We start from the raw sequence: 627 nt of genomic DNA on the forward strand, positions 1-627 counted from the left end.
GCCATAAGATGGGGCTACCATATGCGGTTTACTCTCTGTCTCCAATGAGTCTCGCAGAAACCTCGGACTATCTGTCCCAAAGGATGCAATCAGCCGGAGGGGAGCCAACCCTTTTTAACAAACCACTCGTTAAATTGTTGCACACTGCCGCTGGTGGTAAGTTTCGGCTTATTAATGAACTGGCAACAGACTCATTGAACAGCGCATATGCAGAAAAAACACAGTCAGTCACTTATCGGCAAATGAAAGTCTGCCTCGAAGCCCGAGGACTGACGCCTGGCAAAAGGAAATGTCTCACGTTTCTCATTGCGTGTTACATGCTTTTGGGCAGTGTTTTGGGATGGACTTATTTAGGCTATGCAAAGCCATACCTCCCGCTGTTGGCGACGTTTTCCGAAAGGCTGCATGAAATCCCTGCTGCGGCCAAAAAACTGAGTGATGTTGGAAGTAACGAGCGTAACGGAATGCGTCAGCTCTTTCAGGTGTGGGGTTATGACGTGCCAACTAATGATGCGTTCTGTGATCAGGCCGTCCGTGCACAGCTCACCTGTAAAAAGGGTAAGGCAACCTTAGAGACCWTAGTCCAGGACGGAATTCCCTGGTTAAGTCCGATTACAGCAGATAAAC

The 627-nt window shown here is 48.7% G+C and carries 1 pseudogene; it reads left to right on the forward strand.

The window, feature by feature from the left end:
• Positions 1-627: pseudogene (locus AC1DUO_RS26010) on the forward strand (ExeA family protein); the annotation flags it as partial.

It is taken from the genome of Rahnella sp. P4_A8, from assembly GCF_056402435.1.